The sequence below is a fragment of the Cupriavidus sp. P-10 genome (assembly GCF_003402535.2).
GTDB lineage: Bacteria > Pseudomonadota > Gammaproteobacteria > Burkholderiales > Burkholderiaceae > Cupriavidus.
Genome location: NZ_AP025170.1, coordinates 799,869 through 822,099, shown reverse-complemented (window position 1 = coordinate 822,099; position 22,231 = coordinate 799,869). Strand labels below are relative to the sequence as shown.

The following is a 22,231-nucleotide window of genomic DNA, read 5'->3' as shown; positions in this document are numbered from 1 at the left end:
TGGGCGCCGCGCGTCACGGGGCGGCGCCAAACAATTCAGGGTAGGTGACGACGGCGGTGCCGAGCTTGCCGACCACGATGGCGCCGGCGCGGTTGGCATGCTGCACGGCCTCCTTGAGCGGCACGCCGGCGCCAAGCATGGTAGCCAGGGTGGCAATCACGGTATCGCCGGCACCCGATACATCATAGACCTCGCGCGCCTGGGCCGAGACGTGCAGCACTTCGGCTTCCGTGTAGAGCGTCATGCCCTCTTCCGAACGCGTCAGCAGCAGGGCTTCGAGCTGCAGCTCGCGGCGCAGGTTCTGCGCGCGGATGGTGAGGTCGGCCTCGGTCTTCCAGGCGCCGACCACGGCACGCATCTCGGAGCGGTTGGGGGTGATCAGCGTGGCGCCGCGGTAGCGCGAGTAGTCGTCGCCCTTGGGATCGATCAGCACCTTGCGGCCCGCCGCGCGGCCGGCGTCGATCATGCGCGCGACGTGCGTCAGGCCGCCCTTGCCGTAGTCGGACAGCACCAGCACCTGGAAGTCGTTGACCAGGCCCTGGAACCGGTCCTGTACCGCGGCCAGCACTTCATGCGCCGGCGCATTCTCGAAGTCCACGCGCAGCAGCTGCTGCTGGTGCGCGACCACGCGCAGCTTGATGGTGGTGTTGAGCTTGGGATCGCGGTGCAGGTAGGGCTCGACGTGGCTCTCGGCCAGCAGCGCCTCCAGCGTGCGTGCCGGCTCGTCGTCGCCGACCACGCCCAGCATGCCCACGCGCGCGCCCAGCGCGGCGGCGTTGCGCGCCACGTTGGCGGCGCCACCCAGGCGCTCGTCGCTGCGCTTGACCTGCACCACCGGCACCGGGGCTTCCGGCGAGATGCGTTCGACGTCGCCGAACCAGTAGCGGTCCAGCATCATGTCGCCGACCACCAGGATATGGGACTGCCGGATCTGTTCCTGCGAGATGGTCTTGTTCATGAAGATCCTTGGCGATTGCGAGGCAGCCAGCGCGGCCTCGTCAGCATGTCAGTTGATCAGTCGTTGACCGGTGCATGCCCTATTTGTTCGCGAAATCGTGCACCGCCGGTTGCCCCTGCCGGAACGCGCGGCCGATGGCGTGGTACTCGACACCGGTCTCGGCCATCGCCTGGGGCTCATACAGGTTGCGCCCGTCGAAGATCACCGGCGTCTTCAGCCGCCGCTTGATCTGGGCGAAGTCCGGGCTGCGGAATACCTTCCACTCCGTCACGATGACCAGCGCGTCGGCGCCGTCCAGCGCATCCATCTGGTTGTCGTGGAAGCTGACGCGCGCCATCGCGTCCGGCAGGTCGGACAGGTCGGACTCCAGCGCGCGGCGCGCTTCTGCCATCGATACCGGGTCGTGCACGCGCAGTGCCGCGCCGCGCGACGCCAGCTCCCGCGCCAGGATCCGCGACGGCGCCTCGCGCATATCGTCGGTATTGGGCTTGAATGCCAGCCCCCAGATAGCAAAGGTGCGGCCGGCAAGGTCGTCGCCGAAGCGGCGCACGATCTTCTCGCCCAGCACGCGCTTCTGCGCGCCGTTGACCGCCTCCACCGCCTCGAGCACGCGCATCGGCTTGCCATGGTCGGCCGCGGTGCGCATCAGCGCCTGCACGTCCTTGGGAAAGCACGAACCACCGTAACCAGCGCCCGCATACAGGAAACTGTAGCCGATGCGCGGATCGGAGCCGATGCCCATGCGTACGAGTTCGATATCGGCGCCGACCTCGTCGGCCAGGTTGGCCAGTTCGTTCATGAAAGAGATACGCGTGGCCAGCATCGAATTGGCGGCGTACTTGGTGAACTCCGCGGATCGCACATCCATGTAGAACGTGCGCTCATGGTGGCGGTTGAACGGCGCGTACAGCGTGCGCATGGTGGCCTGCGCGTGGCGGCCGGCGGCGTCCGGGTTGCAGCCCAGCACGATGCGGTCGGGGCGCATGAAGTCCTCGACCGCCGCGCCTTCCTTCAGGAACTCCGGATTCGACACCACGGAGAATTGCAGGTCTTCCAGTCCGCGCGCGGCCAGTTCCTCGCGGATCGCGGCAGTGACGCGGTCGCCCGTGCCCACCGGCACGGTGGATTTGTCGACTACGACCTTGAAGCCGGTCATGTGCCGGCCGATATTGCGTGCGGCGGCCAGCACGTACTTCAGGTCAGCCGAGCCGTCTTCGTCCGGCGGTGTGCCGACGGCGATGAACTGCACGTCGGCATGCTCCACGCTGGCGGCGACGTCGGTGGAAAAAACCAGGCGGCCAGCGGCGCGGTTGCGCTGGATCAGCTCCTGCAGGCCCGGCTCGTAGATCGGTACGCCGCCCGCATTGAGCAGCGCGATCTTCTGTTCGTCCAGGTCGAGGCAGAACACATCGTTGCCCAGTTCCGCCAGGCAAGCTCCGGTGACGAGGCCGACATAGCCGCTGCCGATAATGGTGACTTTCATGGCTTCAAATCAGATTCTGTAGCGCTGCACGCCGGGCTCAGCCCAGTGTCTCGGAACGCCGCGGCGCGTAAGTTTCCCAGCGGTTGCAGCCCGGGCATTGCCAGTAGAACAGGCGCGCGCGGAAACCGCATTCGCGGCAGGTGTAGCGCGCCAGGTTGCGCGTGCGCGCCTGCAACAGGTCGCGGATCGCGCCGGTTTCCTGCTCGCGGTCGCTGGCGACTTCCTCTGCGGGAACATCGGCGCCCGCAGGTGCTTCGACCGTAGTCGCGGCGGCCTGCGCCTCGAAATACTTCGTCAGCGCCAGCAGGGTGGGCTGGCGCCGCAGCTGCTCGCGCATCAGGCGCGCCGCGGCTTCCGGGCCATTCGTTTCCAGCTCCGCCTTGTAGGCGGTGTCGAGCAGTTCCGGCGCAAGCTTGCCCTTGAGCAGGCCGTGCAGCCACTCAAGCGCCGTGCCTTCCTGCTGCAGGCTGGCATAGGCCTTGACCACGCGGTCGGCAACCAGCGGCAGATAAGCGGCGTCCTGTTGTTCGATGCCCAGCCAGTGGCCGAGCGCCGCGCGCGCGTCGCCAGCGGCTGCGGCCACGTCGCCCAGCAGGATGGGGGCACGCACATTGGCCGGATTTTCCGCGATCGCCTGGTTCAGCCATTTCACCGCGTCCTCGGGACGCTTGCGCTGAAGTGCGTCCTGCGCCAGTTCGCAGCAGAACTGGGCGATCTGCAGGCTGTAGCTCTTCTGCTCCAGCGTCTGCAGCTCGCGCGCGGCGTCAATGGCCTTCTGCCACTCTTTCTCGACTTCATACAGTTCGAGCAGCACGCGCTTGGCCGAGGCCGCATACGGGCCGGACATCAACCGGCGCAGCGACTCCTCGGCGCGGTCGAGCAGGCCGGCGCGCAGGAAATCCTGGCCCAGCTCATAAAGCGCATGTTCGCGCTCGGGCTCGGGCAGGTCGGGACGGTTCGCCAGGTTCTGGTGCACGCGGATCGCGCGCTCGGTCTCGCCCCGGCGGCGGAACAGCGCACCCAGGGCAAAGTGGAGTTCGGTGGTCTCGGGATCGAGGCGGGCGACCTCGATAAAGGCGTCGATGGCCTTGTCGGGTTGCTCATTGAGCAGGAAGTTGAGGCCCTTGAAATACGAGCGCGGCAGCGCGCCCTGCTCGCTGATGAGCTGCCGCACGTCGAAACGCGCCGCCATCCAGCCAAGGCCAAAGACAAGTGGCAGCGCCAGCAGCCACCAGGTTTCAAACATCATGGATCAGACTTTCGGGCCGACTACGTTGTAAGGGACCGGCTGCCTGGCGTCGCGCGGCGCGGCCGCGCTCCCAGCCGCCGGCTGCGGCGATGCGGATGCGGCGGCCGCCTGCACCTGCGTGAGCGCACGGCGCAGCTTGGCCAGTTCCATGCGCTGGCGCATCAGGCCGGGCGCGACCGAGGCCAGTGCCGCCACCGCGCCAAGCACGAAGGCGGCGAACAGGATCAGGATCAGCGGTGCGTGCCAGACGGCATTGAAAAACAGCTGCAGCGAAGCGTCGGCGGTATTGCGCAGCGCCAGCACAAACAGCAGCACGAATACGACGATACGGACGATCCAGGCGAACAGTTTCATGCAGGTAGGCAGCTTGGCAGCGTGACGTTTAGGCAGCGTGGGCGCTTGCGCGCGGGCCGGCAATGACCCCGGCATTGTAACGGAATCACTTCGTCGATTCGGTAACGCGGCGGTAACGCGACGATCATGGGCGCTTAACGCGCGGCGATCACGAGAGCCTAACGCGCGGCGATCTGGCGGCGCTGACACGTTTTGCTGCCATTGCCGCATCCACCGCACCGCAGGAGAACCAACATTCCAAAACAAAAAAAAGCGCCCTAACGGGCGCTTTTTTTTGACTTACCAGACAACGGGTCGGCAGACCGCTGCTCAGGAGCGAACCAGGTTCAGTCCGCCCTCGTGCAACACCGCTGCAGCGGCAGGCGCAGCCGAAGCCGCACCGGAGCCTGCCTTGCCTGGCACGGCTTGGGCCGTGCCGGCGGAATGGCCGTGGCCATTGACGCCCGCAGGCGCCGGCTGGCTGCGGTCAACCCGTTCGCGCAATTCCTTGCCCGCCTTGAAGTGCGGTACCCGTTTTTCAGGCACCAGCACCCGTTCGCCGGACTTGGGATTGCGCCCCACGCGAGGCGGACGCTTGTTCAGACCAAAACTGCCGAATCCGCGGATCTCGATGCGATGGCCATCGGCCAGCGCCTCGGACATCGCGTCGAGTATCGTTTTGACCGAGATGTCCGCGTCCCGCAGCAGCAGCTGGGGGAAGCGGGCAGCCAGCTTTTCGACGAGCTCCGACTTGGTCATGGGCATTCGCGCAAGCGCGGGGGCCTGCGATTACTGGTTGTCCTGGCCGAGCTTGGCCTTCAGCAGGGCGCCGAGGTTGGTCGTGCCAGCCGTGCCGGTGTCAGCCTGGAACTTCTGCATCGCTTCTTGCTGCTCTGCGCTGTCCTTGGCCTTGATCGACAGGTTGATGTTGCGCGACTTGCGGTCGACGTTCACCACCAGGGCGGTGATCTGCTCGCCTTCCTTCAGCACGTTGCGGGCGTCTTCCACGCGGTCAGCGGAGATTTCCGATGCACGCAGGTAGCCTTCCACGTCGTCAGCCAGCTGGACCACGGCGCCCTTGGCGTCAACGGCCTTGATGGTGCCCTGAACCAGCGAACCCTTGTCGTTGGCCGAGATGAAGTTGTTGAACGGATCGCCCGACAGTTGCTTGATGCCCAGCGAGATGCGTTCCTTGTCGACGTCGATGCCCAGAACCACGGCTTCGACTTCGTCGCCCTTCTTGTACTTGCGCACGGCCTCTTCGCCGGACTCTTGCCAGGACAGGTCGGACAGGTGCACCAGGCCGTCGATGCCACCAGGCAGGCCGATGAACACGCCGAAGTCGGTGATCGACTTGATCTGGCCGCTCAGCTTGTCGCCCTTCTTGTGGTTACGCGAGAAATCGTCCCACGGGTTGGCCTTGCACTGCTTCATGCCCAGGCTGATACGACGCTTGTCTTCGTCGATATCCAGGACCATGACTTCCACTTCGTCGCCCAGCTGGACAACCTTGGACGGAGCAACGTTCTTGTTGGTCCAGTCCATTTCCGACACGTGCACCAGGCCTTCGATGCCGGCTTCGATCTCGACGAACGCGCCGTAGTCGGTCAGGTTGGTCACCTTGCCGAACAGGCGGGTGCCTTGCGGGTAGCGGCGCGAGATGCCGACCCACGGATCTTCGCCCAGCTGCTTCACGCCCAGCGAGACGCGGTTCTTTTCCTGGTCGAACTTGAGGATCTTGGCGGTGATTTCCTGGCCAACCGACAGCACTTCGCTCGGGTGGCGGACACGGCGCCAGGCCAGGTCGGTGATGTGCAGCAGGCCGTCGATGCCGCCCAGGTCAACGAACGCACCGTAGTCGGTGATGTTCTTGACGATACCGTTGACGATGGCGCCTTCCTTCAGGGTTTCCATCAGCTTCTGGCGCTCTTCGCCCAGGGTCGCTTCGACCACGGCGCGGCGCGACAGCACAACGTTGTTGCGCTTGCGGTCCAGCTTGATGACCTTGAATTCCAGGGTCTTGCCTTCGTACGGGGTGGTGTCCTTGATCGGACGCACGTCGACCAGCGAGCCCGGCAGGAACGCGCGGATGCCGTTGACCATCACCGTCAGGCCGCCCTTGACCTTGCCGGTCACGGTGCCCGAGATGATTTCGCCGTCTTCCAGCGCCTTCTCGAGGTTCAGCCACGATGCCAGGCGCTTGGCCTTGTCGCGGGAGAGGATCGTGTCGCCATAGCCGTTCTCGAGCGCGTCGATGGCCACGGAGACGTAGTCGCCGGCCTGCACTTCGAGTTCGCCCTGGTCGTTCAGGAACTCCTCCACCGGCACAAATGCCTCGGACTTGAGGCCGGCATTGACGACCACGAAGTTGTGGTCGATGCGCACGACTTCAGCGGAGATCACTTCGCCAGCCTTCATATTGGAGCGGGCGATCGATTCCTCGAACAGTGCGGCAAAGGATTCGTTAGTTTGCAGGTCGGACATAAACGTAAGGTGAAATCCGCAGTACGCTGGCCGGCGCGACTATCGCGCTCAGTCTGCCAGTGCAGCGGGGTCAGGTTTGACAAAAGCCAGCGTCGGGCAAGCCCGTGCCGGCACTACCGGTGCCTTCGGGGTATTCCGCTTGTCTTATGCGTCCGCATGCATTTCATGCACCGGACCGCACAGCGGCAAACCACTCCAGCACCTGCGCCACTGCCTGATCCACCGTCATGTCGGAGGTATCGAGCAGCTTTGCATCCTCGGCGGGGCGCAGTGGCGCGGCGGCGCGGTTGCGATCCCGCGCGTCGCGCGCCTCAAGGTCACGCAAAAGGTCTTCGATATTAGCAGAAATTCCCTTATCAATCAATTGTTTATAGCGCCTGCGAGCACGCGCCTCCACACTTGCCGTAAGGAACACTTTCAGTTGGGCGTCCGGGAAGATCACCGTGCCCATGTCACGGCCGTCGGCAACCAGGCCAGGCAGCTTGCGGAAGTCGCGCTGCAGCTGGGTCAGCGCGTCGCGCACCGGCTGGTGCACGGCGATAGCCGAGGCGCGGTTGCCGATGGCTTCGGCCCGGATCGCCAGGCTGACTTCCTCTCCCCGCAGCCAGACCCGGTCGGGGCCGAATTTCACTTCGAGGCGGGAGGCGACCTTTGCAAGGGTGTCTACGTCAGCCAGGTCAACGTCGGCGCGGTCGCTGGCCAACGCCACCAGCCGGTACAGGGCCCCGCTGTCGAGCAGGTGGAAATCCACCGCATCGGCGACCTTGTGTGCGACCGTGCCCTTGCCCGAGGCGGTCGGCCCGTCAATGGTGATGACGTTGACGATAGTCATTGGTTATGAAACTCAAAGAAACGATTTATTGTTAAGCCAACTGAGAATCATTATCATTTGATTCATGGCGCTGTGCCGCATTTGCGGGGCGCATCCTTCAGTTTTCAGTCGCGAGGCAATCTACCATGGCAAAAACCCTGACGTTCGGCATCATGCACCTCGGCATCGCCTTCAGCGTGACGTATGCGCTGACCGGCAGCATTGCCATCAGCGGTGCCGTCACGTTCATCGAACCGGCCGTCAATACCGTGGCCCATTACTTCTTCGATCGCTACTGGGAACGGCGCGAGCGCCGCCAGTCGGCCAGCCATGAAGCAACCGGCACCCCAGCCACGCCCGTCGATCTGGTCAGCGCGTAACGCCGGCAAAGACGCTGAAGTAATCCGGGAACGTCTTCGCCACGCAACCCGGGTCGTTGATCCGCACCGGCAGCGGCCCGAATGCGGCCAGCGAGAAACACATCGCCATGCGATGGTCATCATAGGTGCCAATGCCGTCGGCCGGGGTCTGCCATGCAGGCGGCGGCGTCACACGCAGATAGTCCGCCCCTTCTTCCACGACTGCGCCCAGCTTGCGCAGTTCCGTTGCCATCGCCGCGATCCGGTCGGTTTCCTTGACGCGCCAGCTGGCGATGTTGGTCAGGGTGGTGGTGCCTTCTGCAAACAGCGCCGCCACTGCCAGGGTCATGGCCGCATCCGGGATGTGGTTGCAGTCCAGCTCGATGCCGTGCAGGCGGCCGTCGTCGCGTTCCGTACCGCGCACTTCGATCCAGTTGTCGCCGGCCATGATATTGGCGCCCATGCGGTTGAGCGCATCGGCAAAGCGCACGTCGCCCTGGATGCTGGCCATGCCCACGCCCTCGACCCGCACCGGGCCACCGCCGATCGCGCCGGCCGCCAGGAAATACGATGCCGAGGAGGCATCGCCCTCCACAAAGATCTCACCGGGTGACGTGTAGGCCGTGCCGGCAGGCAGCACGAAACGCTCCCAGCCCTGCCGCTCGACCTGGATGCCGAAGCGCGCCAGCAGGTTCAGCGTGATTTCGATATAGGGCTTGGAGATCAGCTCGCCAACCACCTCGATCTCGATCCGGCCGCTGTCGCTTTGCGCCATCGGCAGGCTCATCAGCAGCGCCGTCAGGAACTGGCTCGACACATCGCCGCGCACGCGGATCGGCGCGTCGATGCGGATGCCGGCCGGCTGGATATGCAGCGGCGGAAAGCCTTCGTTGCCCGTGTAGTCGATCACTGCACCGACCTGGCGCAGGCCGTCGACCAGGTCGCCGATCGGCCGCTCGTGCATGCGCGGCACGCCCGACAGCTTGTAGCTGCCGCCCTGCAGCGCCAGCGCAGCCGTCAGCGGGCGGATCGCCGTGCCGGCGTTACCCATGAACAATTCGGCCGACTTGTTCGGGAAATTGCCGCTGGCGCCAGTCACAATGTAATCAGCGCCGTCCTGCCGCCACGCCACGCCCAGCGTGCGCAGCGCCTGCAGCATCACGCGGGTGTCGTCGGAATCGAGCAGGTCGCGCACGCGGGTCTCGCCGCTGGCCAGCGCGGCCAGCAGCAGCACGCGGTTGGAGATGCTCTTCGAGCCTGGCAGCCGCACGGTGCCGGTGGCGCGGGTCAGGGGGCCTAGCGTCAGGTGTTCCATGGTCTCGGTGGGCGCCGGGGCGCCGCGATAAGGCAAATTCAGCAGTTCAGTCGCGATGCGGCAGCATGCCGCGCTCGTCCTGGCTTACGGTTCGATATTGTTGCCCGCGGCGCGCTCGGCGCCCCAGGCCAGCCGGGTCTTGCTGGCGCGCGTGAAGATCCGCTCGAGCCCGTCGCCGTCGCCCTTTTCGATCTGCGTCTTCAGGTGCGCCAGCACCGACTGGTAGGTATTGAGTTCGCGCAGCAGCGCTTCGCGGTTGGCCACGCAGATGTCGCGCCACATTTCCGGCGACGACGCGGCAATGCGCGTGAAATCGCGGAACCCGCCACCGGCGAAGTCCAGCTTCAACGCGGCGTCTTCCGCATTGGCTACCTGCGCCACCAGCGCGTACGACAGCAGATGCGGCAGATGGCTGACCGCCGCGAACACCGCGTCGTGCTGCACCGCCGACATCACGTGGCATTGCGCGCCGGCTTGCTCCCACATCGCGCGGACCGCCGCGACATCGTCGCGCGCATTTTCCTGCAGCGGGCACAACACGGTCTTCTTGCCGACATACAGGTCGGCGAGCGCGGCTTCCACGCCGTTGAGCTCGCGTCCGGCAATCGGGTGCGCCGGCACGAACTGCGCGACCTTGTCGCCCAATGCGGTCTTGGCCGCCATGATCACGTCGGACTTGGTGCTGCCTGCATCGGTGACGATGGTGCCGGGCTGCAGGTGCGGCTCCAGCGCATGCAGCAGCGCGAAGGTCTGCGCCACCGGCGCGCACAGCACGATCAGGCTCGCGCCGCACGCGGCATCGGCGAGCGTCGCCGCTTCGTCGATCACGCCAAGGTCCAGCGCCTTCTGCAGCGACGCGGGCGAGCGGCCCACGCCGACCACCGTGCCCGCCACGCCGGCGCGCTTGAGCGCCAGCGCGAGCGAGCCGCCGATCAGACCGACGCCGACAATGACAACACGGGAAAAATGCAAAGCACTCACGATTTCAGGCCCGACGGGCAGTGGCTCGGCCCGGCCGAGCAATAGCAAAAAGGCACGGCGCCGGGCACACCGGCCCGGCGCGAAACGCCGCGATTGTAGCGGGGCTTACGCCAGCGCCCGCTCCAGCGCCGCAATGAAGGCAGCGTTTTCCTCGGGCAGGCCGATGGTCACGCGCAGCCAGCGCGGCAGGTTGTAGTTGCCCACCGGGCGCACGATCACGCCCTGCTTCAGCAAGGCCAGGTTGACGCGCGCACCGGCAGCGTCGTCATCGCCGACGCGCACCAGCACGAAGTTGCCCGACGACGGCACGTACTCCAGCCCGAGGCGATCGAAGGCCTCGACCAGTTGCGCCTTGCCCGCACGGTTCAGCTCCGCGCTGCGGCGCAGGAAGTCGTCATCGCCCAGCGCCGCGATCGCCGCGGCCTGCGCCACGCTGTTGACGTTGAACGGCTGGCGGATGCGGTTGAGCAAATCGGTCAGTGCCGGCTGCGCCACCGCATAGCCGATGCGCAGCCCCGCCAGGCCATACGCCTTGGAGAAGGTGCGCGACACCATCAGGTTGGGATAGCGGCGCACCCACTCGATCGAATCGTATTGCTGGCCGGCATCCAGGTATTCGTTGTAGGCCTCGTCGAGCACCACCACCACGTTCGCCGGCACCGCTTGCAGGAAAGCCTCGATCTGGGCCGCCGGCAGGAAGGTGCCGGTGGGATTGTTGGGGTTGGCGATAAAGACCAGCCGCGTATCCGGCGCGATCGCCGCACGCATGGCCTCGAGGTCATGGCCGTAGTCGCGCGCCGGCACTTCGATGGCCCGGGCGCCGATCTCCTGCGTCGCCAGCGCATAGACCGCGAACGAGTACTCGGCATAGACGATCGACTGGCCGGGCTCGACCAGCGCATGCGCCGCCAGCTCCAGGATATCGTTGCTGCCGTTGCCGAGCGTGAGCCAATCGTCCGGCACGCCGAAACGCGCCGACAGGGCTGCTTTCAGGGCAAAACCGTTGGCATCCGGATAGCGGCCCAGGTCAGTCACCGCGGCTGCGACGGCGCGCTGCGCCGAAGCCGGCATGCCCAGCGGGTTCTCGTTAGAGGCCAGCTTGACGATGCCGGCCTCGTCCAGGCCGAACTCGCGCGCGACTTCCGAAATCGGCTTGCCGGCAACGTACGGCGAGATCGCCCGCACATACTCCGGCCCGAACACCGTGCCGCCCTGCTTACCCTGCTCTGCCATCTTGTCTCCTTGCTCCGGTTGCGCTGGCCTTGTTTATTCAGCTTACTTGCTCGACGGATACGAGCCCAGCACCTTCAGGTAGGCCGCGTTGCGGCGCAGTTCGTCGATGGCACGCGCTACCGACGGCTCATGCTGGTGCCCTTCGACGTCGACGTAGAAGTAATACTCCCAGGCACCGCTGCGCGCCGGGCGCGACTCGAAGCGGCACATCGACACGCCGTTCTCGGCCAGCGGCGCGAGCAGCTGATACACCGCGCCGGCCTTGTTCGGCACCGACAGGATCAGCGAGGTCTGGTCGCTGCCCGACGGCTCGGTCTCGTAGCGGCCGATCACGGCGAAGCGCGTGCGGTTGTGCGGATCGTCCTGGATATGCGTGCGCACCAGGTGCAGGTGGTAGCGATTGGCGGCCGATTCTCCGGCGATCGCCGCGACGGTCGGATCCTCGCTGGCCATGCGCGCCGCTTCGGCATTGCTCGATACCGCCTGGCGCTCCAGGTGCGGATAGTTGGCGGTCAGCCAGTGCTGGCACTGCGCCAGCGCCTGCGCGTGCGCGCGCACCACGGTCACGCCCTGCATGTCGGGCGTTGACGCCATCAGGTTGTGGTGCACCTTCAGCGCGATCTCGCCACTGATCTTCAGTGACGTCTGCAGGAACAGGTCGAGGGTGCGCGACACCGCGCCCTCGGTCGAGTTTTCCACCGGAACCACGCCGTATTCGACAGTCCCCGCTTCCACCGCGCGGAACACTTCGTCGATGCTGGGGCACGGCACGCCGCTCACTTCATGGCCGAAGTGCGCATACAACGCCTGCTCCGAGAACGTGCCGGCCGGGCCGAGGAAAGCGACTTCGAGCGGCTTCTCCAGCCCGCGGCAGGCGGACATCACCTCGCGCCAGATCGCGGCCACGCTTTCGCCCAGCAGCGGACCGGGGTTGGCGCCCTGCACCTTGCGGATGACCTGCAACTCGCGCTCGGGGCGGAACACCGGCGCGCCGTACTTCTTCTTGACCTCGCCGACCTCGAGCGCGAGCTTGGCCCGATGGTTCAGCATGGCCAGCAGTTCGCGGTCCACCGTGTCGATCTGCTCGCGCAGCGGCGCCAGCTCGACCGACAGATTGCGTTCGGCCTCGCTCAAGTGGTTGCCGTTGGGCTGCGTCTCCTCGCGCGCAGGGGTGCTGTCTTGATTTGTCATTTTATGAATCCGGTGGGCCGCCGGGGCGCGGCGGCCGGGGAAAAACCTGTCCGCGCCAGCCAGCGCGCGCAATGGCGCGCGGTCTGGGTCGCGGGCACGCACGTCAGGCCGAGGTGCGTTCGAACTCGCGCATGAAATCGATCAGCGCGGTCACGCCTTCCAGCGGCATCGCGTTGTAGATGCTGGCGCGCATGCCGCCCACGGTCTTGTGCCCCTTGAGCTGCACCAGGCCGTTGGCGCGTGCCTGCGCCAGAAAGGCATCGTTGCGCGATTCGTCGCCGAGGAAGAACGGGACGTTCATGCGCGAACGGCAGTTCGGATCGATCTCGTTGCGGTAGAAGTCGCTCTGGTCCAGGAAGGTGTACAGCGCCTTCGCCTTGGCGATATTGCGCTGCTCGATCGCGGGCACGCCGCCCTGGCGCTTGAGCCATTTGAAGACCAGCCCGGCAATGTAGATGGCGTACGTCGGCGGCGTGTTGTACATCGAGTTGTTCTCGGCCACCTGGCGCCAGTTGAATGCCGACGGGCATAGCGGATGCGCGTGGCCCAGCAGGTCCTCGCGCACGATCACGATGGTGACGCCGGCCGGGCCGATATTCTTCTGCGCACCGCCGTAGACCACCTGCACGCGCGACCAGTCGATCGGGCGCGACAGAATATGGCTGGAGGCATCGGCCACCACCACGCGCTTGCCCTTGACCTGGCCGATGTCGGGGATGTTCTGGAACTCCACGCCGACAATGGTCTCGTTGGTGCACAGGTGCACGTAGGCGGCGTCATCCGACAGCTTCCAGTCGGCAACATCCGGGATACGGTGGAACTTCCCCGCCTCGTTGGACGCGGCAATATTGACGGTGCCGTAGCGGCGCGCTTCCTGCTCGGTCTTGATCGACCAGGTGCCGGTGATGACGAAGTCGGCCTTCGGCTGCTCGGCACTACGAAGGCGCATCAGGTTCAGCGGCACGATGCCGTTTTCGCCGATGGCGCCGCCCTGCAGGAACAGCACGCGGAAATTGTCGGGGATATGCAGCAGCTCGCGCAGGTCGGCGATGGCCTCGTTGTGGATGCCTTCGAAGTCGCGGCTGCGGTGGCTCATCTCCATCACCGAGACTCCGGTCCCGCGCCATGACAGCATTTCCTCGGCAGCCTGTTGCAGCACTTCGGTCGGAAGCGCGGCCGGGCCCGGGGAGAAGTTGTAGACGCGTTCGGCCAATGCACGCTGCATCATGCCGGCAAGAGCGGGATTCTGGGGATCGTTCATGAGACGGAATGGAAAAATGGCTGCCGGAGTTACCCAAGCAGCCATTATCCCTCAAACCCGCGCCCGGTTGGGCGCCCGGGGCCGGACCCCGGTGCCGCGCCGGCCCGCGCGAAGCGGCCTGACCGGCGCATTGAGGCGCATTGCCTCAGGCGGATCCTGCGGCGAAGATCACTTCGACGCGGCGGTGATTTCCTTCTCGGCGGCGTCACGCATCGACTTGCCGACCTGCGGGCCGTACTTCTGCATCATCGAACCCCAGATCTCCTGGGTCGCCTTGCCCTGGTTGGCCATGAACTTCTGGCCGGTCGCCGACTTCAGGAACGTGGTCAGGTCCTTCAACTCCTGCGTGGAGTAGTACTTGCCGAAGGCGTCATAGTGGGCCTGGATGGCATCCTTGCGGAAACCGTCGGTGTTGAATGCCGTGCCGGCGCCGTCGACCATGCGCTGGACCGCGCCGTTCTTCTTCAGCTTTTCAACCGCGGCCTGCTTTTGCTTGTCGTTCAGGGTCTTGTTCTCGACCAGAACCTGCTCCAGCACCAGCGGGGCTTCCTGCTTGGCACCTTGCTGCCAGTTTTCTGCCTGGCCCTTCACGGCCTGGTCAGCCTGCATGACGGAAAGCAGTTCCTTGATGGCTGCCGTCTTTTCCGCGTCCTGTGCATGGGCATGCTGCGCCACCATGAAGGTCGGAACGAAAGCGGCCAGAACAGCGATACGTCGAAAGGTTTTGAGCATTGTGACTCCCTGGTAAATACGTCCGTTTTAGTCCGGACAGCCGCAAGTCGAGTTCCGGCTGACGTCCTGTTGTTGCAACAATTTACGTTTTAACGCGCGATGGGGCCAATTGGTTACGAATTGGCGTCAGCATCGGCGTTACCGCCAGCCTCTTCCGTCTCTTCCGGGGTGGCGCCGTTGTCGGCATCGCTCTCGACGATGCGCTGCAGGCCAGACAACTTGGTGCCCTCGTCGACGTTGATCAGCGTGACACCCTGCGTGGCGCGGCCCATTTCACGGATTTCGGCGACGCGTGTACGGATCAGCACACCACCGGTAGTGATCAGCATGATTTCGTCGTCCGGCGAAACCAGCGCCGCCGCCACGACGCGGCCGTTGCGCTCGCTGGTCTGGATCGCGATCATGCCCTTGGTGCCGCGGCCGTGCCGAGTGTACTCGGCGATCGGCGTGCGCTTGCCGTAACCGTTCTCGGTTGCGGTCAGCACACTGCCGCGCGCGCCCGCCTCGGCTTCCTCGGCGGCTCCCTCCGCGGCTTCCGCCGGCGCCACCAGCATGGCGATCACCGCCTGGCCGTCTTCCAGGTTCATGCCGCGCACGCCACGCGCCTGGCGGCCCATCGGGCGAACGTCGTTCTCGTCGAAACGCACCGCCTTGCCGGCATCGGAGAACAGCATCACGTCGTGCTGGCCGTCGGTCACGGCGGCACCGATCAGGTAATCCCCCTCATCGAGGTCGACCGCGATGATGCCGGCCTTGCGCGGATTGGAGAACTCCGTCAGCGCCGTCTTCTTGACCGTGCCGCGGGCGGTGGTCATGAAGATAAAGTGCTCGGCGTCGAACTGGCGCACCGGCAGGATCACGTTGATCTTTTCGCCGTCCGACAGCGGGAACATATTGACGATCGGGCGGCCGCGCGAGTTGCGCGAACCCTGCGGCACCTCGTACACCTTCAGCCAGTACAGCCGGCCGCGGTTCGAGAAGCACAGGATGTAGTCGTGGGTATTGGCGACGAACAGGGTGTCGATCCAGTCGTCTTCCTTGGTCGCAGTTGCCAGCTTGCCGCGGCCGCCGCGCTTCTGCGCGCGGTACTCGGAGATCGGCTGGCTCTTCATATAGCCGCTGTGCGACAGCGTGACCACCATGTCCTGCGGCGTGATCAGGTCTTCGGTGTCCAGCTCGGTCGCGTTCAGTTCGATCTGCGAACGTCGGTCATCACCGAATTCGGCACGGATCGCCGTGAGTTCGTCGGTGATGATCGCCGTAATGCGCTCCGGCCGCGCCAGGATATCCAGCAGATCGGCGATTTCCGCCATGATGTCGCGGTATTCCTGGACGATCTTGTCCTGTTCCAGCCCGGTGAGGCGTTGCAGGCGCATTTGCAGGATTTCCTGCGCCTGGCCGTCGGACAGCTTATAGAGGCCGTCGGCCTGCATGCCGAAAACCGCCGGCAGGCCGTCCGGGCGATACGACGCGCGGCCGCCCGGGGTCTCACTTTCGGCTCGTGCCAGCATGTCGCGCACCAGGCCCGAATCCCAGGGCTTGGACATCAGCTCTTGCTTGGCGATCGGCGGCGTCGGCGCCGCCTTGATGATGGCAATGAACTCGTCGATGTTCGCCAGCGCCACCGCCAGGCCTTCCAGCACATGACCGCGCTCGCGCGCCTTGCGCAATTCGAACACGGTGCGGCGGGTCACCACCTCGCGGCGGTGCGCGAGGAAGTACTCCAGCATCTGCTTCAGGTTCAGCAGGCGCGGCTGGCGGTCCACCAGCGCCACCATGTTCATGCCGAACGTGTCCTGCAGCTGGGTGTTCTTATACAGGTTGTTGAGGACGACCTCGGGCACCTCGTTGCGCTTGAGCTCGATCACCACGCGCATGCCGGACTTGTCCGACTCGTCGCGGATATCCGAAATGCCCTCGACCTTCTTCTCCGTGACCAGCTCGGCGATGCGCTCCAGCAGGGTGCGCTTGTTCACCTGGTAGGGCAGCTCGTCGACGATGATCGCCTGGCGCTGACCCCGGTCGATGTCCTCGAAATGCGTCTTGGCGCGCATGACGACGCGGCCCCGACCGGTGCGGTAGCCTTCGCGCACACCCTGGATGCCATAGATAATGCCGGCGGTCGGAAAATCCGGGGCCGGAATCAATTCAATCAGCTCATCCACCGTCGCCTGCGGATTGCGCAGCAGATGCAGGCAGCCGTCTACGATTTCATTCAGGTTATGCGGCGGGATATTGGTGGCCATACCCACTGCAATACCGGAGGAACCGTTGATTAGCAGATTGGGAATACGGGCCGGGAGTATAGAAGGCTCTTTTTCAGAGCCGTCATAGTTGCTGTCGAAATCGACGGTTTCCTTGTCGATGTCGTGCAGCATCTCGTGGGCGATTTTCGACAGGCGGATTTCGGTATAACGCATGGCCGCGGCGTTATCGCCATCGACCGAGCCGAAATTGCCCTGCCCGTCCACCAGCATGTAACGCAGGGAGAAGTTCTGCGCCATGCGGACAATGGTGTCGTATACAGCAGTGTCACCGTGCGGATGGTACTTACCGATCACATCCCCGACGATACGGGCTGACTTCTTATAAGCACGGTTCCAGTCGTTGTTGAGCTCGTGCATCGCAAACAGCACGCGCCGGTGCACCGGTTTCAGGCCGTCCCGCACATCGGGAAGCGCGCGCCCCACGATCACGCTCATGGCGTAGTCGAGGTAAGAGCGGCGCATTTCCTCTTCGAGGGAGACCGGAAGGGTTTCTTTTGCGAATGGATCCATTGCGGCGTGGTTTATGCGGCAGGTTTAAGCGAATGACAGGCCCTTTTGCACGTGGCGCGGGCAGGCGCCTGACGGCTGGGCAACGTGCCATTCTAACATGCCGGCACCCCCGCCTTACCGTGCCGAAACAGGCCCGCCGAAGGTGGCCGGCGGCTCTGCCCAAAACCCGGAAACCCTGATGCCACAAGGCTTTGCGGGCGACACAAGACCTATGTTGCACAAACACCACAGGCCCAAAACCCATGGGGCGAATCGAATATATTTACTTCTTAGGAAACGACCCTTGTGGCACAATTCCCCAGCGAAGAGCCAGACATTGTTCGAAGTGGAGCATCCACCACATCGAGAATGTTATACTCCGAAGAATGTATGACTTGTTTTCGTCCATTTGCTCGCAGTAACCCTGCGGTGATCTCATCCTGAGAGGAGAAATATGAAAAAATTTGCCAAGCTCGCGCTCGTTGCAGCTACCGCAGTAATGGCTGCATCCGCTCAAGCCCAGTCCGTCCCCTACGAAAAGAAGGCAGTGAACGATAACTGGGGCAACGGTACGAGCGAGTACGTGTGGAAGAATGGCACGAACGAGCTCTGCTGGCGCGACAGCTCCTGGACCCCGGCCACCGCCAACGCCCTGTGCGACGGCGCCCTGGCCCCCGCAGCCCCGGCCGCTCCGGCACCGGCTCCGGTGGCACCGCCGGTCGTGTCGAGCGAGAAGGTCACTTTCGCTGCTGACACCCTGTTCGACTTCGACAAGGCTGTACTGAAGCCCGAAGGCAAGGCCAAGCTGGACGACCTGGTCTCGAAGCTGCAAGGCATCACCCTGGAAGTCATCATCGCCGTTGGCCACACCGACTCGTTCGGTTCGGACAAGTACAACGATCGCCTGTCGATCCGCCGTGCCGAATCGGTCAAGGCTTACCTGGTGAGCAAGGGCGTTGAAGCCAACCGTGTCTACACCGAAGGCAAGGGCAAGCGCCAGCTGAAGGTCGATCCGAAGTCGTGCAAGGGCAACCGCAAGGCCCAGATCGCCTGCCAGCAGCCGAACCGCCGCGTGGAAGTCGAAGTGGTCGGCACCCGCAGCGCACGTTAATCGGATACTTTCCGATCAAGAAAGCCCAGCGCAAGCTGGGCTTTTTTTTTGATACAGTTGCCCAGATACCTCCTCCGCCGGCGTGGGCAGTTGCCGCCGGCCCGTACACGATGACGTTGCCCTCCCAGACCCTGTCCGCCCATCCCGATCCGCTGCGCCGGAACGCAGACCCCAAGGAAATCGACAAGTTCAGCGAGCTCGCCCACCGCTGGTGGGATCCCGAGAGCGAGTTCAAGCCGCTGCACGAACTCAATCCGCTGCGCCTTGCATGGATCGACGGGATCGCCGGCCTGGCGGGCAAGCGCGTGGTCGACGTGGGTTGCGGTGGCGGCATCCTGTCCGAGAGCATGGCGCGCCTCGGCGCGACCGTGCGCGGCATCGATCTCTCCAGCAAGGCGCTGAAGGTCGCAGACCTGCACAGCCTGGAGTCCGGAGTTGCCGTGACCTACGAGGAGATCGCGGCAGAAGCGCTGGCGGCGCGCGAGCCCGCCAGCCTGGATGTCGTGACCTGCATGGAGATGCTGGAACACGTACCGGATCCGGCATCTATCGTGCAAGCCTGCGCGACGCTGGTGAAGCCGGGGGGCCACGTCTTCTTCTCGACCATCAACCGCAACCTGAAGGCCTACCTGCTGGCCATCGTGGGCGCCGAGTACGTACTGAACATGCTGCCGCGCGGCACGCACGACTATGACAAATTCATTACGCCATCCGAGCTGGCGCGCTTTGCCCGCAACGCCGGGCTGGACCTGGTCGAAATGCGCGGCATGACCTACAACCCGCTGTCGCAGGTCTACGCACTGGGCCGCGACACGGATGTGAACTACATGATGGCGTTCCGCCGGGTGGCGGCATGAATGGCAACATGAACACCGGCATCGCAGGCGTCTTCTTCGACCTGGACGGCACGCTGGCGGATACGGCCCCCGACCTGGCCGCCGCCGCCAACCGGCTCGTGATCGAGCGCGGCCGCCCACCGGTGGCGTACGAGAAGCTTCGCCCGGTCGCCTCGCATGGTGCGCGCGGCCTGCTCGGCGCGGCTTTCGGGCTGGTGCCGGAAGACGCTGAATTTCCGGCGCTGCGGGATATCTTTCTGGGTTATTACGAGGCCGACATCGCCGTCCACACCCGACTGTTCGATGGCATGCCGCAAGTGCTGTCGGCTCTGGAAGCGGCCGGCATCCCCTGGGGCATCGTCACCAACAAGATCGCGCGATTCACGGTGCCGCTGGTCGCCGCCATCGGACTGGCGCCGCGCGCCAGTGCCGTGGTCAGCGGCGACACCACCGCCCATGCCAAGCCCCACCCTGCCCCGCTGCTGCACGCCGCGGCCAGCGCTGGCGTCGATCCACGCCGCTGCGTGTACGTGGGCGACGACCTGCGCGACATCCAGGCGGGCAAGGCCGCCGGCATGATGACCGTCACGGCCGCCTATGGATACTGCGGCGACGGCGAGCCGCCGGAGGCATGGGGCGCCGACCACCTGGTGTGGCATCCGGCCGAACTGATCCCCCTGCTGGTACCCGCGGCCGTCTGCTAGCGGCGTGGCGGCCAGCGCACAGCTGGCCGGCATTGAACTCCTCGCGACACTTTCCGTCCAACGGGGTACAATCTTCTTCTAACTGGGGCCGACCTGGTTTCGACGTGGGTTACAAAGCAGTGGAGGGCATACCGAGGACCCGTCACCTCGTTAATCAATGGGAATGCAATAACTGCTAACGACGAACGTTACGCACTGGCAGCCTAAGGGCCGCCGTCCTCGCACTGGCTCGCTGACGGGCTAGGGTCGCAAGACCACGCGAGGTCATTTACGTCAGATAAGCTCCGGAAGTGTCACGGGTCCGGAGACGAAAATTTAGTGACTCGCCGTCGTAGAGCGTGTTCGTCCGCGATGCGCCGGTTAAATCAAATGACAGAACTAAGTATGTAGAACTCTCTGTGGAGGGCTTGCGGACGCGGGTTCGATTCCCGCCGGCTCCACCAGCTAAACACTTCGGAGACCTCCATCTCCGAAGCCCGGGAAACCCGTGATGACCAGCGTCTTCACGGGTTTTTTGTTTCCGGGCGCATGCGGCGCGGCATGGCTAATTCCCGGGCATTCTCGGAAAAGTCCGAACGGGCGGCAAAGCTTCGCTCCATAGAATGGTCGCACCGATCATTCCGCCTGCCCCGCCATGCGCCGATTGCACTGCCTGATTGCCTGCCTCTTACTTCTGATCGTTGCCACCGGCCCTGCCCGCGCCTGCACCGGAACGGGTGTCACCTCGATCATGAACTTGCCCGCAAACCTCGAGATTCCGCGGGACCTGCCGGTGGGCGCCATCATCTTTGACACGGGTTGGGTCGGAACCAACTCCGCCTACATCCAATGCAACCCGTATGAAGCATGGAGCTATGGTTACGCGACGCCGATGACGCCAACCGGGATCGCGGGCGTGTATGAGACCGGCGTTCCCGGAATCGGCATCAAGATTGCCTGGTCCAATGTGATTGCCGACAGGCCGGGCGACATCAACCAGGCCATGATCCAGAACTGGCCGCGCGCCCAGCTGACCATGCCGTACCTGAACGGCGTCTACCTGCCGCCCGCACTCTATCGGGCGCAATTCATCAAGACGGGAGAGACCAGCCCCGGCGTCATCTCGTTCCAGAACCCGACCGCGTCAGCAGTGTATGGCGGAGTCGTTGCAGCCTCGACGTTCTTCACGAGCACGCAAATCAACGTGAAAACCGCCAGTTGCCGCGTGACGAACAGCAATATTGTCGTCAAGCTGCCGACGACCAGCGCGCAGAGCCTCGCCGCGGTCGGATCGACGCAGGGTGCCACGCCGTTCACCATCTCGCTGGTGTGCGACGCGAACATCAACCTCCACTACGACATCGACGGTCCGGCCGATCCCGCCAATGCCCCCGGCGTGCTCGCCAACGGGATCGGCAGCGGAATGGCGACAGGCGTGGGCGTGCAGGTCTTGCAGGGCGCCGCGCCGATCAGCCTTGGCACCGTCATGGACGCCGGCATCAGGACGAACAGCGACAACCAGGCGATCAGCATTCCGATGACTGCGCGGTACTACAAGACCAGCCCCGTGGTATCGAGCGGACTCGTCAATGCCGTTGCGACGTTTTCGATGAGCTACCAGTAGCGCTTGTCGGGCCGGGAAAGGCGACCGCCGCGCATTCGCAGCGACAGAGCGTTACCTCGGGCATCCGGACGACTACAATACTCAGTTCAGCCGAAGCCATAAGCGCCTTTCCCCATGTCCGACTATCCCCGCTATACCCTCAACCGTGCCATGGTCGCGCTGGTTCCGGAACAGCCGTTCCTGGACTGGATCCAGACAGTCGATCCGCAGCCGGTTGCCGGTCTCACGCTGGAGCAGGTGCGCGAGGACCAGAGCGTATTCCTGCTGCCCGAAGAACTCGCGGATACGCATGCCAACGCGGTCCACTGGGTCGAAAAGCGCTGGCAGGAATTCTTCGAATTCATGCTGGGCGAGTGGTTCGACGACTCGCTTTGGCCGGAGACCCTGACGCTGGACATGTTCCGGGAGTGGTTCAGCATCCGCTACCACTCCATGGTCTTCGACATGGCGCCGGATGCGCCGATGCTGCATGAAGACTGGGACGAGGACGACGACTCGCCGGACATGCTGCACTAGTTGTGCTTCAGCGGCGCTGCCACGTGCGGGGCATATGATTGGGACGACGAGATCAGCGGGCCACCATGGCCCGTTTTTCATGCCCGCCGGGTGCGTATCAGAGGTGCCGGTTTCGGCATGAGCGCGGCAACTGCCGAAAATTTGCCCTGCGCATTCGGAATTTTCCGGCCATGGGCGCAAGCGGTACCAATACAGTTGGCTCGTCCTTTAACCGGCAGGCCGCGCCAGCTCCAGCGAACGCGAATTGGCAACCCACGGCCACCGCCAGCCCGTAACCGCTGAAACCCATGCACAACGCTCCACCCATCGGTATCC

20 protein-coding genes and 1 other RNA gene are annotated in these 22,231 nt (G+C 64.5%); 7 read left to right on the top strand and 14 right to left on the bottom strand.

Annotated elements, in window-relative coordinates; genetic code table 11:
* Nucleotides 1-13: 13 nt before the first annotated feature.
* From rfaE1 to cmk, 7 genes are all read right to left on the bottom strand, one after another.
* Nucleotides 14-958 (bottom strand): D-glycero-beta-D-manno-heptose-7-phosphate kinase, encoded by a 945-nt coding sequence (gene rfaE1, locus CTP10_RS03770; protein ID WP_116317393.1) that lies wholly within the window; start codon nucleotides 956-958, stop codon nucleotides 14-16.
* 79 nt (nucleotides 959-1,037) lie between these two features.
* On the bottom strand, nucleotides 1,038-2,441 hold the full coding sequence (locus CTP10_RS03765) for a UDP-glucose dehydrogenase family protein (RefSeq protein WP_116317392.1): 1,404 nt from the start codon (nucleotides 2,439-2,441) through the stop codon (nucleotides 1,038-1,040).
* Nucleotides 2,442-2,478: 37 nt separating this feature from the next.
* Nucleotides 2,479-3,690, bottom strand: a complete 1,212-nt coding sequence (lapB, locus tag CTP10_RS03760) for a lipopolysaccharide assembly protein LapB (RefSeq protein WP_116317391.1) — start codon at nucleotides 3,688-3,690, stop codon at nucleotides 2,479-2,481.
* 3 nt (nucleotides 3,691-3,693) lie between these two features.
* Nucleotides 3,694-4,044 (bottom strand): LapA family protein, encoded by a 351-nt coding sequence (locus CTP10_RS03755; RefSeq protein ID WP_116317390.1) that lies wholly within the window; start codon nucleotides 4,042-4,044, stop codon nucleotides 3,694-3,696.
* A 309-nt stretch (nucleotides 4,045-4,353) separates the two neighbouring features.
* Nucleotides 4,354-4,782 carry an integration host factor subunit beta gene (locus tag CTP10_RS03750; protein WP_116317841.1) on the bottom strand — a complete coding sequence of 143 codons (429 nt, stop codon included), beginning with the start codon at nucleotides 4,780-4,782 and terminating at the stop codon, nucleotides 4,354-4,356.
* Nucleotides 4,783-4,812: 30 nt separating this feature from the next.
* Nucleotides 4,813-6,507, bottom strand: a complete 1,695-nt coding sequence (rpsA, locus tag CTP10_RS03745; RefSeq protein WP_012352088.1) for a 30S ribosomal protein S1 — start codon at nucleotides 6,505-6,507, stop codon at nucleotides 4,813-4,815.
* Nucleotides 6,508-6,670: 163 nt separating this feature from the next.
* Nucleotides 6,671-7,339: a (d)CMP kinase gene (gene cmk / locus CTP10_RS03740; protein WP_116317389.1), complete on the bottom strand. Its 669-nt coding sequence runs from the start codon at nucleotides 7,337-7,339 to the stop codon at nucleotides 6,671-6,673.
* Nucleotides 7,340-7,464: 125 nt separating this feature from the next.
* On the opposite strand from cmk, the gene CTP10_RS03735 reads away from it, so the two are divergent.
* Nucleotides 7,465-7,698 carry a DUF2061 domain-containing protein gene (locus CTP10_RS03735; protein WP_116317388.1) on the top strand — a complete coding sequence of 78 codons (234 nt, stop codon included), beginning with the start codon at nucleotides 7,465-7,467 and terminating at the stop codon, nucleotides 7,696-7,698.
* On the opposite strand, the gene aroA is transcribed toward CTP10_RS03735, so the two are convergent.
* The 7 genes from aroA to gyrA all read right to left on the bottom strand — a co-directional run bounded on the left by aroA (nucleotide 7,688) and on the right by gyrA (nucleotide 17,167).
* On the bottom strand, nucleotides 7,688-8,992 hold the full coding sequence (gene aroA / locus CTP10_RS03730) for a 3-phosphoshikimate 1-carboxyvinyltransferase (RefSeq protein WP_116317840.1): 1,305 nt from the start codon (nucleotides 8,990-8,992) through the stop codon (nucleotides 7,688-7,690). The two genes, CTP10_RS03735 and aroA, sit on opposite strands and share 11 nt — an antisense overlap.
* An 84-nt stretch (nucleotides 8,993-9,076) precedes the next feature.
* A complete protein-coding gene (locus tag CTP10_RS03725; protein WP_116317387.1) occupies nucleotides 9,077-9,973 on the bottom strand; it encodes a prephenate dehydrogenase in 897 nt (298 codons plus the stop codon).
* Nucleotides 9,974-10,078: 105 nt separating this feature from the next.
* Nucleotides 10,079-11,206 (bottom strand): histidinol-phosphate transaminase, encoded by a 1,128-nt coding sequence (gene hisC, locus CTP10_RS03720; RefSeq protein ID WP_116317386.1) that lies wholly within the window; start codon nucleotides 11,204-11,206, stop codon nucleotides 10,079-10,081.
* 42 nt (nucleotides 11,207-11,248) lie between these two features.
* The gene (gene pheA, locus CTP10_RS03715) at nucleotides 11,249-12,397 is read right to left on the bottom strand and encodes a prephenate dehydratase (RefSeq protein ID WP_116317385.1); all 1,149 of its coding nucleotides are present in this window, start codon (nucleotides 12,395-12,397) and stop codon (nucleotides 11,249-11,251) included.
* A 103-nt stretch (nucleotides 12,398-12,500) separates the two neighbouring features.
* Nucleotides 12,501-13,658 carry a 3-phosphoserine/phosphohydroxythreonine transaminase gene (gene serC, locus CTP10_RS03710; protein ID WP_116317384.1) on the bottom strand — a complete coding sequence of 386 codons (1,158 nt, stop codon included), beginning with the start codon at nucleotides 13,656-13,658 and terminating at the stop codon, nucleotides 12,501-12,503.
* Between the two features lie 168 nt (nucleotides 13,659-13,826).
* The gene (locus tag CTP10_RS03705) at nucleotides 13,827-14,390 is read right to left on the bottom strand and encodes a DUF2059 domain-containing protein (protein WP_116317383.1); all 564 of its coding nucleotides are present in this window, start codon (nucleotides 14,388-14,390) and stop codon (nucleotides 13,827-13,829) included.
* A 113-nt stretch (nucleotides 14,391-14,503) separates the two neighbouring features.
* Nucleotides 14,504-17,167, bottom strand: a complete 2,664-nt coding sequence (gene gyrA, locus CTP10_RS03700; RefSeq protein WP_116317382.1) for a DNA gyrase subunit A — start codon at nucleotides 17,165-17,167, stop codon at nucleotides 14,504-14,506.
* A gap of 433 nt (nucleotides 17,168-17,600) precedes the next feature.
* Between gyrA and ompA the strand changes: the two genes are divergently transcribed.
* The 6 genes from ompA (at nucleotide 17,601) to CTP10_RS03670 (ending at nucleotide 21,916) form a co-directional block, all read left to right on the top strand.
* Nucleotides 17,601-18,257, top strand: a complete 657-nt coding sequence (gene ompA / locus CTP10_RS03695) for an outer membrane protein OmpA (RefSeq protein WP_042884472.1) — start codon at nucleotides 17,601-17,603, stop codon at nucleotides 18,255-18,257.
* Nucleotides 18,258-18,367: 110 nt separating this feature from the next.
* Nucleotides 18,368-19,114, top strand: a complete 747-nt coding sequence (ubiG, locus tag CTP10_RS03690) for a bifunctional 2-polyprenyl-6-hydroxyphenol methylase/3-demethylubiquinol 3-O-methyltransferase UbiG (RefSeq protein ID WP_116317381.1) — start codon at nucleotides 18,368-18,370, stop codon at nucleotides 19,112-19,114.
* Nucleotides 19,115-19,122: 8 nt separating this feature from the next.
* Complete coding sequence (gph, locus tag CTP10_RS03685) at nucleotides 19,123-19,797, top strand: phosphoglycolate phosphatase (protein ID WP_116317380.1); 675 nt, start codon at nucleotides 19,123-19,125, stop codon at nucleotides 19,795-19,797.
* Nucleotides 19,798-19,881: 84 nt separating this feature from the next.
* Nucleotides 19,882-20,240, top strand: a transfer-messenger RNA (tmRNA) gene (gene ssrA / locus CTP10_RS03680).
* Nucleotides 20,241-20,431: 191 nt separating this feature from the next.
* Nucleotides 20,432-21,400, top strand: coding sequence for a fimbrial protein (locus CTP10_RS03675; protein WP_116317379.1), 969 nt, complete (start codon nucleotides 20,432-20,434; stop codon nucleotides 21,398-21,400).
* A gap of 114 nt (nucleotides 21,401-21,514) precedes the next feature.
* A complete protein-coding gene (locus CTP10_RS03670; protein WP_116317378.1) occupies nucleotides 21,515-21,916 on the top strand; it encodes a hypothetical protein in 402 nt (133 codons plus the stop codon).
* The last annotated feature ends 315 nt before the right edge of the window (nucleotides 21,917-22,231 follow it).